Origin of the sequence: Rhizobium sp. AAP43 (assembly GCF_001296045.1) — a bacterium.
In the GTDB taxonomy this organism is placed as follows: domain Bacteria; phylum Pseudomonadota; class Alphaproteobacteria; order Rhizobiales; family Rhizobiaceae; genus Allorhizobium.
Genome location: NZ_LJHS01000009.1, coordinates 198,938 through 211,932, shown reverse-complemented (window position 1 = coordinate 211,932; position 12,995 = coordinate 198,938). Strand labels below are relative to the sequence as shown.

13 protein-coding genes are annotated in these 12,995 nt (G+C 62.1%); 4 read left to right on the top strand and 9 right to left on the bottom strand.

Annotated elements, in window-relative coordinates; all coding sequences use genetic code 11:
* Positions 1 to 330: 330 nt before the first annotated feature.
* Positions 331 to 2,760 carry a glucose/quinate/shikimate family membrane-bound PQQ-dependent dehydrogenase gene (locus IP76_RS08585; protein WP_054157785.1) on the bottom strand — a complete coding sequence of 810 codons (2,430 nt, stop codon included), beginning with the start codon at positions 2,758 to 2,760 and terminating at the stop codon, positions 331 to 333.
* 531 nt (positions 2,761 to 3,291) lie between these two features.
* Between IP76_RS08585 and IP76_RS08580 the strand changes: the two genes are divergently transcribed.
* Positions 3,292 to 4,731, top strand: coding sequence for a coniferyl aldehyde dehydrogenase (locus IP76_RS08580; protein ID WP_054157784.1), 1,440 nt, complete (start codon positions 3,292 to 3,294; stop codon positions 4,729 to 4,731).
* Between the two features lie 25 nt (positions 4,732 to 4,756).
* Here IP76_RS08580 and IP76_RS08575 read toward each other — a convergent pair whose 3' ends face one another.
* Together IP76_RS08575 and IP76_RS08570 are read right to left on the bottom strand one after the other, a co-directional pair.
* A complete protein-coding gene (locus IP76_RS08575; RefSeq protein ID WP_054157783.1) occupies positions 4,757 to 6,127 on the bottom strand; it encodes a bifunctional diguanylate cyclase/phosphodiesterase in 1,371 nt (456 codons plus the stop codon).
* Positions 6,128 to 6,363: 236 nt separating this feature from the next.
* Positions 6,364 to 7,467 carry a saccharopine dehydrogenase family protein gene (locus IP76_RS08570; protein ID WP_054157782.1) on the bottom strand — a complete coding sequence of 368 codons (1,104 nt, stop codon included), beginning with the start codon at positions 7,465 to 7,467 and terminating at the stop codon, positions 6,364 to 6,366.
* A gap of 150 nt (positions 7,468 to 7,617) precedes the next feature.
* On the opposite strand from IP76_RS08570, the gene IP76_RS08565 reads away from it, so the two are divergent.
* Both IP76_RS08565 and IP76_RS08560 read left to right on the top strand, forming a co-directional pair.
* Positions 7,618 to 8,049 (top strand): Lrp/AsnC family transcriptional regulator, encoded by a 432-nt coding sequence (locus IP76_RS08565; RefSeq protein WP_054157809.1) that lies wholly within the window; start codon positions 7,618 to 7,620, stop codon positions 8,047 to 8,049.
* Between the two features lie 107 nt (positions 8,050 to 8,156).
* Positions 8,157 to 8,633, top strand: a complete 477-nt coding sequence (locus tag IP76_RS08560) for an avidin/streptavidin family protein (RefSeq protein ID WP_245281424.1) — start codon at positions 8,157 to 8,159, stop codon at positions 8,631 to 8,633.
* Between the two features lie 34 nt (positions 8,634 to 8,667).
* Here IP76_RS08560 and IP76_RS08555 read toward each other — a convergent pair whose 3' ends face one another.
* Positions 8,668 to 10,014, bottom strand: coding sequence for an HD-GYP domain-containing protein (locus IP76_RS08555; RefSeq protein ID WP_054157780.1), 1,347 nt, complete (start codon positions 10,012 to 10,014; stop codon positions 8,668 to 8,670).
* Positions 10,015 to 10,221: 207 nt separating this feature from the next.
* Here IP76_RS08555 and IP76_RS08550 point away from each other — a divergent pair, with 207 nt between their 5' ends.
* Positions 10,222 to 10,806, top strand: coding sequence for an ATP-dependent Clp protease proteolytic subunit (locus tag IP76_RS08550; protein ID WP_054157779.1), 585 nt, complete (start codon positions 10,222 to 10,224; stop codon positions 10,804 to 10,806).
* Between the two features lie 79 nt (positions 10,807 to 10,885).
* Here the strand turns inward: IP76_RS08550 and IP76_RS08545 are convergent, their stop codons facing one another.
* The 5 genes from IP76_RS08545 to IP76_RS08525 all read right to left on the bottom strand — a co-directional run bounded on the left by IP76_RS08545 (position 10,886) and on the right by IP76_RS08525 (position 12,991).
* Complete coding sequence (locus IP76_RS08545; protein WP_156318519.1) at positions 10,886 to 11,203, bottom strand: hypothetical protein; 318 nt, start codon at positions 11,201 to 11,203, stop codon at positions 10,886 to 10,888.
* A gap of 92 nt (positions 11,204 to 11,295) precedes the next feature.
* The gene (locus IP76_RS08540; RefSeq protein ID WP_054157778.1) at positions 11,296 to 11,532 is read right to left on the bottom strand and encodes a DUF2798 domain-containing protein; all 237 of its coding nucleotides are present in this window, start codon (positions 11,530 to 11,532) and stop codon (positions 11,296 to 11,298) included.
* Between the two features lie 212 nt (positions 11,533 to 11,744).
* A complete protein-coding gene (locus IP76_RS08535; protein ID WP_054157777.1) occupies positions 11,745 to 12,158 on the bottom strand; it encodes a GFA family protein in 414 nt (137 codons plus the stop codon).
* Positions 12,159 to 12,185: 27 nt separating this feature from the next.
* Positions 12,186 to 12,665 carry an SRPBCC domain-containing protein gene (locus IP76_RS08530; protein WP_054157776.1) on the bottom strand — a complete coding sequence of 160 codons (480 nt, stop codon included), beginning with the start codon at positions 12,663 to 12,665 and terminating at the stop codon, positions 12,186 to 12,188.
* On the bottom strand, positions 12,662 to 12,991 hold the full coding sequence (locus tag IP76_RS08525; RefSeq protein WP_054157775.1) for a helix-turn-helix transcriptional regulator: 330 nt from the start codon (positions 12,989 to 12,991) through the stop codon (positions 12,662 to 12,664). The genes IP76_RS08530 and IP76_RS08525 overlap by 4 nt, the downstream gene beginning before the upstream one ends.
* Positions 12,992 to 12,995 lie beyond the last annotated feature (4 nt).

Below are 12,995 nucleotides of genomic sequence, written 5' to 3'. Positions count from 1 at the left end.
GACAGGCTGCTTCTGGCGCCCCGTCCGAGACAAGTTTCAAGCACACCCGGAGGGAGTGATCCCGACCGGCGGCGAAGCTTGGGGTTTTTGACAGATTGAACACCATCGCTTCCCCCTCATGCTGAGGTGGGAGCGATAGCTCCCCTCGAAGCACGAGGCCACGAGGACAGCCCTGCAACAGATTATTTGGATGCTTCGAGGCCTGCGCTCTGCGCGTGCACCCCGGCATGAGGGCGTTGTGACAAGTGGCCTCCCGGGCCTTCTCCCTCACAAACAAAAGCCGCGGCGTTTGTCGCGCCGCGGCCTTAAGGTCAGATCGATGCCAGCCGATCAGTTCGGCAGGGCATAGGCGATCACGTAGTCGCCGCGGTCGGGCGACTGGCGGGCGCCGCCGGCCGAGATGACGACATACTGCTTGCCGGTTTTCGGCGACTTGTAGGTCATCGGGGTGCCCTGGCTGCCAACCGGCATGCGGGCCTTCCAGATTTCCTGGCCCGTCGCGGAATCGAAGGCGCGCAGGTAGTAGTCCTGGGTGGCGGCGAAGAAGACCAGGCCGCCCTGGGTGGCGAGCGAGCCGCCGATGGTCGGCATGCCGATCGGGATCGGAACGCCCATCTTGATACCGAGCGGGCCGGTATCCTCGACAGTGCCGAGCGGCACCTGCCACTTGATCTTCTGGGTGTCCATGTCGATTGCAGTCAGCGTGCCGAATGGCGGTTCCTGGCAAGGAATACCGAGCGCCGACAGGAAGCGGTTCTTGTTGACCGCATAGGGCGTGCCCTTCATCGGCACGACGCCCATGACGGTGTTGACCGCTTCGGAGCCGCTGGCGACCGTGGTGGCCGGGGCTGCTTCCGCCATCTGGATCCACAGGCCGAGACGCATGTCGTTGACGAAAATGGTGTTCGTCGTCGGGTCGGTGGAGAAGCCGCCCCAGTTCATGCCGCCGAGCGAGCCCGGGAAGTTGAGCGCGAGATCCGTGCCGGGCACCGTGTAGACGCCGTCATAACGCATGCCCTTGAAGGCGATGCGGCACAAAAGCTGGTCGAAGGGGGTCGCACCCCACATGTCGCTTTCGGTCAGCGTCTGGGCGCCGATCTGCGGCATGCCGACCGACAGTTTCTGCGTCGGTGCATAGGGCTCGTTCGGGATCTTGCCCGGCTTGACCGGCACGTCGGCCACTTCCGTCAGCGGCTGGCCGGTGGCGCGGTCGAGCACCCAGATCTGGCCGGCCTTGGTGCCGAAGGTGAGAGCCGGAACGGTAGTGCCATCGGCCTTCTTGAAGTCTATGAAGGACGGCTGCATCGGGGTGTCGAAGTCCCAGAGGTCGTTGTGGACCGTCTGGTAGACCCATTTTTCGCGGCCGGTGGTGGCGTCGAGCGCCAGCATCGAGGCGCCGTATTTGTGGTCGAGTTCGGTGCGGGTGGCACCATAGAGATCGACCGACGGGCTGCCGACCGGCAGGTATACGGTGTTGGACGCAGCGTCATAGGACATGGCCGCCCAGACGTTCGGCGTCGAACGCGTGTAGGTCTGGCCTTCCGGCGGCAGCGCGGTGATGGCCGGATTGCCGGGGTCGAACGCCCAGCGCAGCTGGCCGGTGATGACGTCGAAGCCGCGCATGACGCCGCCCGGCATGTCGACCTGGACGTTGTCGGCAATACGGCCGCCAACGACGACAGTGGTGCCGGCAAGTGTCGGTGCCGAGGTCAGAACATAGCTCGGATCGGCCGCTTCACCGAGGCCGACCTTGAGGTCGACGCGGCCATTGGTGCCGAAATCGGGGCAAAAGGCGCCGGTGTCGGCGTCAAGCGCGATGAGTTCCGCCGTGATCGTGTTCATCAGGATGCGGCGTTCGCACAGCGCACCGGGGGCGACCGTTGCGGCCATGACCGGGGTGGAGCCAGGTGCCGTCGGCTGTTGCAGCGGCCGGGTCGCGTCGAAATAGGCAAGACCGCGGCACCGCATCCAGACCTTGGACTGGGCGTTGATCTCGTTCTTCCAGATTTCCTTGCCGGTATCGGCTTCGAGAGCGATGACATTGTTGTGGGGCGTGCAGAGGAAGACCTTGTCGCCGACCTGCAACGGGGTCTGCTGGTCTTCCGCGCCGCCGCCGCCGGGGCTGATCGGGGTGTCACCGGTCCGGTAGGTCCAGGCGACCTGCAGTTCCTTGACGTTGTTGCGGTTGATCTGGTCGAGCGCAGCGAAACGCGAGCCGCCGGGCGTGTTGCCGTAATGCTCCCAGTTCTTCTGCTCGATTGCGGGGTCGACCGGCTTCAGGTCCGCGACCTGACCCGAGAAGGGGACCGTCGGATGCGGGATCATCATGCCGGCAAAGCCGGCCGCCGAGACGAGGGCGATGACCGCGCCGAGGACGACGGATGGCACGGTGGCCGGTGTGCGACCGGCGGCCTTCTGCAGCAGCGGATAGGTGAAGGCGATGACGGCGGCGCCAACGCCGAAGGCGAGGAGGCGCGAAATCAGCGGCCAGAAATCAAGGCCGGCGTCCCAGAGGGCCCAGGCTATCGTCGCGATGGTGACGAGGCCGAACAGGAGGGCGCCGGAGGGCTTGCGCAGGAGGACGAGCAAGCCGGAGACAATGATGGCGATACCAGAGATGAGGAAGTACCAGCTGCCGCCGAGCGAAACGAGCTTGCCGCCGCCAATGGCGAAGAACAGGCCTGCGATGATGAGGACGGCACCGAGCACGAACAGCCAAATCTTGGCGATCGCGGACAGGGTGCCCTTAGAATTTTCCATGGGTGTCACTTGCTCCGATTGTGGATTCGACAGTGTCGACGGCCGAAGTCCAGGGCGGTGCCATCAGAAGCGGGAGAAATCATCAAATGCGTTTACCGTACTGCTGTCGATGAAGCGCAGGCGGCGGGCCGATCTTGCGTCGGCGGGTCGGGAGCGCCTCGATCGAGGACTTCGAGCACCATCCGCGCCTCCCAACGCATGACAGTGGTTGGTTTTTTGGCCCAACGCATGCGGTATAGTGCCGCGTCCGAGATGATGGCAAGTGAAATTGGTGCCTGCCTGGGCAACACTGATTTCACAAATCCGACACTGCCTGTTGCTGCAGCGATCGCGTGCCCGGTCGCCCATGGTTGGGTCCGGATCGACCCGTCGCGGCTGTTGGCTGGCAGGCAGACCAAGCAGGGAATGCTGAAGAGGCCTTTATCTTCGGCCTATCCGGGAAAAGGCACGTATTCGACATTGTCCGGGCTTGAACAATGAGGGGGGTGTTGCCCATCTTGCAGGCGAGGCAATGATGCGGGAGGTGACGTGATGACGATAGAGGCAAGCAACAGCGGTTTGACCGCGACGGCGGAAGCGCGGATCCTGGAGTTGCTGCGTCGGCAGAAGGCAGGTTGGCGGGCGCAGATCAATCCGGCGCTTGAGATCCGGCTGGACCGCCTCGCGCGTCTCGATTCCATGCTGACGATCTGGCAGGACAGGTTTGCCTCGGCGATCTCGCAGGATTTTGGCCATCGCCCGGCGATCGTGACGGAGCTGACCGATGTCGTGCCGGTCCGGGCCGCAATCCGCCATGCGCGCCGGCATCTGAAGGAATGGATGCGTGCGCGACGCGTGGCGCTCGGCTGGACCGGCAAGCCGGCTTCGGCGATTGTGATGCGTCAGCCGCTTGGCGTGGTCGGCATTGTCGCGCCCTGGAACTATCCGCTCAACCTGATGCTTTCCCCGCTCGCCGGAGCGCTTGCCGCCGGCAATCGTGCCATTCTCAAGCCGTCCGAACTGACGCCCGCCTTTGCCGAGGCGCTTGATGCGGCTGTGCGGGAATTCTTCGCCGAGGATGAGGTGGCGGTGGTCACCGGCGGGCCGGAGGTTGCCACTGCCTTTACGGCGGCGCCCTTCGATCACCTGATCTTCACCGGCTCGACCGCCGTTGGCCGCAAGGTGGCGGAGGCGGCGGCGAAAAACCTGACGCCGGTGACCCTCGAACTTGGCGGCAAGTCGCCCGCCATTCTCGATAGCTCAGCCGATTTCGGCCAGGCCGTGCCCCGGCTCATCTGGGGCAAGCTCCTGAATTCCGGCCAGACCTGCGTTGCCCCCGATTATGCGCTGGTGCCGCGCGAGAAGGTTGCGGATTTTGTCGCGACGGTGAAGGCCGAGGTGGCGCGGCAATATCCTGGTCTTCCCGACAATCCCGACTATACCTCGATCATCAGCCCGCGCCATTTCGAGCGACTTGTCGGACTGGTCGAAGAAGCGCGCGCGGGCGGTGCCGAGATCATCGATTGTGGCGGGGCGAGGGACGTCGAAAGACGGCTGTTTTCGCCGGTCCTGGTGATCGGGGCGGGTGACGAGACGGCGCTGATGCGCGAGGAGATTTTCGGGCCCATCCTGCCGGTCGTGCCCTATGACACGCTCGATGAAGCGCTCGACTACATCAACACCCGCGACCGGCCGCTGGCGCTCTACTGGTTCGGCACCGATATGGCACACCGCGACAGGGTGCTCTCCGGCACGATTGCGGGGGGCGTGACGGTCAATGACACGATCCTGCATCTGTCGCAGGACGACCTGCCATTCGGCGGTGTCGGTGCCTCGGGCTATGGCAGCTATCACGGCGAGGCGGGTTTCCTGGCGCTGAGCAAGGAAAAGCCGGTGCTCAAACAGTCGAAATGGTCCGGCGTGAAGTTGCTCTACCCACCCTATGGGGGGCTCGCAAAGGGCATGTTGAAGTTGCTCGGGCGGATGGGGTGAGGGGCGGCAGGGTGCCGTAGGCGGCTTAGCCGGCGGCGAGACGGGCAGCTGGTCGCAGTGTTCCGCTTGCTGCCGGCCGCTCCGGTGGTGCGGAGAGTAAGGCCTCGAATTCAGCCAGCGGCATGGGGCGGCCGAAGAGCCAGCCTTGAAAGATTTCGCAACCGGCCTCGTCGAGGAATGCGAACTGGGCCTGCGTTTCTACCCCTTCAGCGACCGTGCGGAGACCGAGATCCTGGGCGAGCGTGAGGATCGAGCGAACAAGGGCGGCGGCGCGGTCGCTTTCGGTAATGCTCGCGACGAAGCTGCGATCGATCTTGAGCTCCGCCACCGGCAGGCTGCGCAGATAGGCAAGCGACGAGAAGCCGGTGCCGAAATCGTCCAGCGAGAAGGTAACGCCGAGCGTGGTGAGCTCCGCCATCTTTTCGGCGACGGGCTCAAGCCCGGCGATCAGGACGCTTTCGGTGAGCTCCAGCTGGAGCCGTTTCGGATCCACGCCATGGCGCGACAGGAGGTCTCGCACCGTGACGCAGAAATCGCTCTCGTTGAACTGGCTGGCGCTGACATTGACCGAAAGGGTGAGGGCCGCACACTTTGGATCTGCCTGCCAAAGGGCGAGGGTGGAGAGCGCTTGGTCGAGTACGTAGCTGCCGATGATCGGCATCAGCCCGACGTCTTCGGCGGCGGGGATGAAGCTTGCGGGCGAGATTGCCCCTTTTGTCGGATGATTCCAGCGCAGCAGCGCCTCGGCGCCGACAACCTTGCCCTCGCTATCGACCTGCGGCTGGTAGGCGAGTGTCAACTCCCCGCGCTGCATCCCGCGCACGAGATCTCGGGCCAGACCGGTTGGAGCCGAAAGGTGCTTCTGCAGGACGTAGATCGTGCTGCAGAAGACGAGTGTTGCAATTGCCGGGTTCATCCAGATCCCGACGCCGCGCAGTTCAGCCGGCAGGGGGTCGGCGAAGGGGAGCCTGAGGTCGGCGGCGTGCAGGACAATAAAGGTGATGACGCTTGCCGCGATAATCAGGATTTGCAGGCGCGATGGCCGGCGCAGGTGGTTGAGGTAGCCGAGCATGCCAAGCACCGGCAGGAAGAGATGCGTGACCCTCGGAAAGCCAGGTTCTGGTACATCAAACATCAGCGAAAAGCAGATGATGAAGACCAGAAAGGAGATCTGAACGATCAGATTGACCAGGCCAAACTTACCCCGGCTGACGAGAACGAAACAGGCGAGAGAGATGATGACCGGGACGCTCTCGGCGATAGCAACCGCGGGCAGGCCATTCATGGCGAAGATAAGCGTCCAGACGGAAGAGAACAGCGCGACCGCAAGGGTGGCAGCCTGATAGGCGCGGATCACCCGGATGGTCTTTTGTTCTTCGCTGCCCTTGCCGATCATACTCCGCCTGTCAGAACATGCCGTGCCTTGGAAAGTGCCCTGATGCTTGTGCGCGCAAGGCTCAATTTAGCACAACCTAACATCGAAATCGGAAAGAATCAGTGTTGCGGGATGCTTAAGGCGCGGTTAGTCCGACCGTTTCGGAACACACTTGCTGGAAGAGAGAAAGCGGCCGACCATTGCTGGCCAGCCGCTTGCCCGCGGACCGTTTGGTCCCTTCTCCCCCCGGAGATTTATCAACCAGCCTTTGCCATGCGCATGACCTCGGGGTCATAGACCCGGCCGAAGCGGTTTTCGAGGAAGGCGGGAAGGCTGATTTCTTCCTGGCGGACGAAGCCCTTCTGCGGCAGGGTGCCGTCGGCGAGCAGGTCGAGCACGGTGCAGATGCCGGCCGCCGTGGTGATCTGGATGGCGCTCATCTTCTTGCCCGCGACCACGCCGGCATAGACCTTGTTGGCATAGGTTTCTTGCAAATAGCGGCCGTCCTTCCAGCCGCAGACGGTGACGAAGACCACGACCACGTCTTGCATCGTGGCGGGCAGTGCGTTTTCGAACAGGTCCTTCAGGACATCGCGGCGGTTCTTCAGGTTGAAGTCGTTCAGAAGCGCCTTGATGATCGCCTGGTGCCCCGGATAGCGGATGGTGCGGTAGTTCATCGTGCGCACACGACCGTCGAGCGTTTTGGCCAGCGTACCGAGGCCGCCCGAGGTATTGAAGGCCTCGTAGGTGACGCCGTCGAGCGAAAATTCCTCACGCTCTTCCATGGCTGGCACGATCGTCAGCTTGCCCTCGACGATGGCTTCGCAGGGCTCGATATACTCGTTGATCAGGCCGTCGGTCGACCAGGTGAGATTGTAGTTGAGCGCATTCGACGGGTATTGCGGCAAGGCGCCAACGCGCATGCGAACCGTGTCCAGTGTGTCGAAATGCTTGGTCAGGTCGTTGGCAACGATCGAGATGAAGCCGGGGGCGAGGCCGCATTGCGGAATGAAGGCGGAGCGGGCGCCGCGAGCGAGTTCTTCGACCTTGCGCGTCGTTGCAACATCCTCGGTGAGGTCGAGATAATGGGTTGCCGTGCGGGCGGCACTTTCGGCAATCGCGCCGGTCAGATGGAAGGGGGCGGCGGAAAGCACGGCAAACTGGCCGGCAAGGGCGGTGTCGAGCGCCTGGGCATCGGAAATGTCAAGTTCCAGCGTCTTGACCGCCGCATGGGCGTCGAGCTTCGCCAACTGCTCGGCGCTCCGGTCGGCGATGGTTACGGTGTAATCGCCTGTTTCGGCCAGCATGCGGGCAATCGCTCCGCCAATCTTGCCGGCGCCGATGATGGTGACATTTTTCATGGTGGCCCCTCGTAAGCTTGCCCTCACGGCGCGGGCCGGAAGGCTTGTCATTGGTCAAGCCAGTGTGGTTCCAAGCCCTGCCGATTCCAAGTGACGGAATGGGCAATTCGTCGTATGAATTTCGGCGAAACGACATTGGATTTGATCGGAATGCAAATATCGGACAAGGATCGGGCGCTTCTCGCGCTGCTTTCGGAAAATGCCCGCATGCCGGTGGCGGAACTGGCGAGGCGGCTCGATCTGTCCCGCACCACGGTGCAGGCAAGGCTTGAGCGGCTGGAGGGGCAGGGCGTCATTGCAGGATATCAGGTGCGGCTCACGGATGCCTATCAGAGTGGCTTGATCCGGGCGCATGTCATGATTGTGATTGCGCCCAAGGTGCTCAATGCGGTGACGGCCGAGCTGTCGGCGATCGGCGAAGTGACGGCGCTTTATTCGGTCAACGGACCTTATGACTTGATCGCGATCGTCGCGGCTCCGTCAATTTCAGAACTCGACCGGCTCATAGACCGGATCGGTGAACTTTCCGGTGTTGAACGCACAGTGTCGTCGATCATTCTGTCGACCCGCATTGCGCGCTAGATCGTCTCGACCAATCTACCGCAGACGTAACTGAGAAAATCAGAAGGCGAGGGATGTGAAAAAGCGCAACCTGATGTAAACTCAACTTAATGGGGTTGGGGGACGTCATGAAAAAACTACTGGTGTTTCTAGTCGCGCTTCTGTTTTCTTCTTCCTTGGCGGCACACGGACCCTTTAATGCGCAAGGCTTCACCGATTTCGACAGTCTGTCCGGGACCTCCACCACCTGGGTCAACGAACTGGGGTCGGTGATGACGATTGACGTTGATCGGAAGGGCGGAGTCACCGGCTATTTTGTCAACAATGCCCCCGGGACCGGTTGTCGGGGCCTGCCCTATGACCTCAGTGGCCACGCGCATGGCAGCACGATTGCATTCAGCGTGGTCTGGTCGAATGGGATTGCAGACTGCAGGTCCGCGACATCCTGGGCAGGGTATGCGCGCAAGACCTTTGGCGGCGGCGTACAGATCGTGACGCAGTGGTCGCTGGCCTTTGTCGGCAAGGCCGGCGGGAAAATCGAAACCGGGCAGAACGTCTTCACCTATCAGGCTTACGATGCGCAGCCGTCACCGGCCGACAAGTAGTCGGCCATGAGGGCTTCGCCTGCATTCGCCGGGATCAGGCAGCGATCAATTGTGCACTGTTCAGGGCGCGTTCGAGCGCGTTGATGCAGCTCGCATCATGATGCCGTCCAGCCGTTTCCCAGAGGATTTCCAAGGCTTTGTGGACTGGAAGGGCTGCCCGATACGGGCGGTCGGCGGTCAGCGCGTCGAAGACGTCTGCAGTCGCGACGATGCGCACGTCGAAGGAAATCTCGTCGCCACGAAGACCACGGGGATAGCCGGTGCCATCGAGCTTCTCGTGGTGACTACCGCCGATCTTGGCAATGTCGGCAAAGGCAGAGATGCGTGACAGGATTGCTTCGGAATACTGGGCGTGGCGCTTCATCTGCTCCCACTCATCGCCGATCAGGCGACCGGGCTTGTCGAGCACCGCATTGGATACGCCGAGCTTGCCGATATCGTGGAGAAGGGCAGCGCGCTTCAGACGCCGGCGCTGCGCGGGCTGCATGTCCAGCTGTTCGGCGATCATGTCGGAGAACAGTGCCACGCGATCGCTGTGACCGGCGGTATAGGGGCTTTTGGCATCAATAACGCGGGCAAAACCGGCCGCGATATCGTCCAGATAGTCTTCGTCTGCAAAGATCTGCTGCTGGCCTGGTTCTGCCGCAAGCACGATCTGCTCGATGTCCGGGCGCACCAGATCGGTCCAGAAGCGGGCTTCGCTGGCGCTGCGCAGGAAGGCTTCGACAATGACCGGATCGAACCAGCCGCCGGACCGCTTGATGACTTCCGCGACAGCGGCTTCAGGTCCGGAAGCGCTGAAGAAGATATCGATGATCTGCGCCATCAGCGCGATCCGGGCAAAGATATGGATGTCGTTTCCGGCCTTGCCGAGTGGCTTTCCGCCACCATCGAAATGCTCATCGAGATCGAGGATGCCCTGCGCCACCGCTTCGGAAAAGCGCATCTGGCGGGCAATGTCGGCACCGCGCTGGCAGCGCGTGTGAATGAGGCTGGTGGCGATTTCCTGGCCGTTCTTCAGAATGTTAACGAGGCCGCGGAAACGCTCGGCGAGGCCGGCCTGCATGCCGGTATGGGACAGGACGAATTTCAGCACCTGCGGGAAGGTGCCGTCGACCAGCTTGAAGTCGCGCTTGAACTTCAGGTCGTCAGCCAGATACAGTTCACAGATGCGGGCGGCATTCGACGAACAGCCGAGATCCTTCAGGAGCAGCGTGTAATAGAGGTCGCGCAAAGCGCCTTCGCTCAAGCCGAGCTGGCGGCCGATCGCAGTGCCGATATGACAGCAGCGAACGCAATGACCGGCCGGCTGACCTTCGGTCATGTCCAGGGCATGGCTCAGCGCCTCGATGATTTCGGCCAGTCGGATTTCCGTCGCCATGTCCAGGTTTCTGTTGCAGTTTGGCGGGATCGTGACAGCGGGGAGTTAAAATCCCGTAAGTTGCGACGGGGCTTTGCATCTGCGAATTCTCTTGAGGAGCTAACCTCCTGTTCATCGCTTGCATGCTTGTCTTTTTCCCGCATTGTCTTAAGCCTGCAGACGCACTATGTGCGGATGAGCCAAACGCAAAAAGGACTATCCCCTGTGATGAACGAAGACGAAGACGACAAGAGCAAGGAACTGCCGATCGGCAAGGAAACGGAAGCGAACCTCTTCAAGTCGCGTTCGATCTTCATCTATGGCGGTATCACCATGGAACTGGCGCAGAAGGTCTGCACCCAGCTCGTGGCGCTCGCGGCCGCTTCCGACGAAGATATTCGCGTGTTCGTCTGCTCGCCCGGCGGCCATGTTGAGGCTGGTGACGCGATCCATGACATGATCAAGTTCATCAAGCCGAAGGTTTATATCATCGCGACCGGCTGGGCCGCCTCTGCGGGCTCGCTGATCTTCGTTGCCGTGCCGAAGGAGCGCCGTCTGGCGCTGCCGAACACCCGCTTCCTGATGCACCAGCCGTCTGGCGGCACGCGCGGCATGGCATCCGACATCGAGATCCAGGCACGCGAAATCATCAAGATGAACCAGCGCCTGATCAAGATCTATTCCAAGGCCACCGGCCAGTCGGAAGAGAAGATCGCCAAGGACATCGATCGCGACTACTGGCTGACGGCGGAAGATGCAGTCACTTACGGTCTCGTAGGCCGGATCATCGAAAGCCATGCCGACATCGGCTGATCGCTTTTGACATTTGGATACAAAGAAACCGCCGGAATTCCCGGCGGTTTTTTTATTGCGATATCAATGGAGTGTCCGTTCAGATGATCGGGCAGCCGCGGCGGTTGGCAAAGCGAATGCGCTCCGGTCCGCGACGCGTCATGCCCTGAACGGTGACGCTGCGTTCCGTGACACGAACGACTTCGGGGCGGCGCAGTCCTTCCTCGGCGGCCGCGGCGCGGGCTTCGCGCGGGCTGCAGCCGCGATCGCGGTCACGTTCCCGGATGACAGGACGGACACCATTCGGGCCGATGCGCAATTCGACATCCTGTGCGGACGCTGTCGTTCCGAAGGAGAAACTGGTTGCGAGCAGGGCCAGGGCAAGGGCGGATCGGGTGAAGGTGATGGGCATCGGCATCCTGAAATTCCTCATGGGGGTTCTGCGGCCAAGAACGGTGATCACGGCACAAAGGTTCCGTCACTGTCAGGCTCAGAGGCGCTTTATCCGCGTTATCCGCGACGTCCTGTGAGCCCCATCACGAAGCGTGCAAGACGGAAGGCGAGCGGACCGACGCCAAGCGAAAGGACAAAGGCGGTTGGGAAGGCGATGAGGAAGCTTTTTGCCCATTCGGTCAGCCAGGCGGTTGTCGGGCCAAGATGCAAAAAGCCGAATATGCCGGTCATCAGGCCAGCCATCATGCAGGCGATCAGGGCCTGGGCGAGGATCAGGGTTTTCTTGTCGGTCACATCTGTCTCCACGTCAAAAAGGGGTGGAGCGTGTTGGGAGCCTTTTGTCCATCACAGCACCACCCGGTCAAGGGTTGGTGCCGTGGATTCACTTGCGCACAAGCGATTAGGTCTCGCAGCGGCTGCGAGGGCCGGGCTAACCTGACCGGCCTGACGTTTTTCGGCAGGACGAGGGATAGGCGAGGGGCATGACCCTGTCAACTGCGGCCTGTTCAGGCGGGTGGCATGCATTCGAAAGAGAGTAAATGCGGCGGTGCGGGGTCGAAGGGCTGACCGGATTTTGTCCAGGTGATCATCTGCGGCGCGTAGAGTGCCGGGTCATCGAGGCTTGCCGGCGTGACGATGAAGACCTGCGGCATGGCAGGGAACGTCATCCAGACCGCAGAGCCGCAAACGGGGCAGAAGGCGCGCTGCTTGACCGTGCCGCCATCGCCGACCGACGGCCAGTGGCTTGCCTCACCCTCGAGGGTTACCTCGGCGTTGACGAAGGTCATATGCGACTGATGGCCGGTGCCGCTGTCGCGCTGGCACTGCCGGCACTGGCAATCAAGCATGATGGCGGGCTCGCCCTGCACGGCATAGCGGAGACGGCTGCAGGCGCAGCCGCCAGAATAGGTCTTTCCCATGGTGTGGTTCTCCTGACGGGCTGTCGATCAGTGCTGTGTGTCGGCCAACAAGTCATCGCTGATCAGGCTGTCGAGCCGCCCGACGACGGTCTTCCAGCCCTCGCTCATCACCTTATGAGCGCTTTCATTGGACGGCAGGACAAAGCCCGAATGGATCAGGCGAATTCGTGTGCCGCCCTCGACGCGGGCAAGGCTGAAGGTCACCACCGTATCGAGCCTGGAGCCATAGCCCTGATTGCCGGCATCGCCGCCGCGCCATGCATAGGAGAGCCGTTCATTCTCGATGACTTCCAGCACTTCGCAGCGGATGGTGCCATCCCAGGCGCCAGCCGGCCGCGTGGTGAAGGTGAATTGCGTGCCGACAACCGGCTGAAACCCCGCAGGTGGCATAAGCCAGCGGGCGATCAGCGCTGCACTTGTCAGCGCCTGCCACACGATCGGGAGGTCATGGGGAAAGACTTCGTCGAGGATGATGGATGCGTGCTCGGTGCCTGTGGTGGTCGTCATGGGTCGATGTCCTTCAGCAGGGATCTGAGATTGGTGAAACGCTCATGCCAGAAGAGGTCGTAGTGCTGCATCCAGTCGATCAGTGGGGCCAGTCCTTCGGGACGGGCGCTATAAAAGACCTGTCGTCCTTCCGGCCGGTCACTGACGAGGCCTGCCTGTTTCAGAGCTTTCAGGTGCTGCGAGACAGCGCCCTGGGTGACGCTGCTGGCGCGCGTGAGCTCGATGACGGTGACTTCCCTGGCGCGGACGATGCGCTCGAAGACGGCCCGACGGGTCGGGTCGGCCAAGGCGCGCATGATGGTGGTGACGGTCTCTGTGGTTTCCATGCTG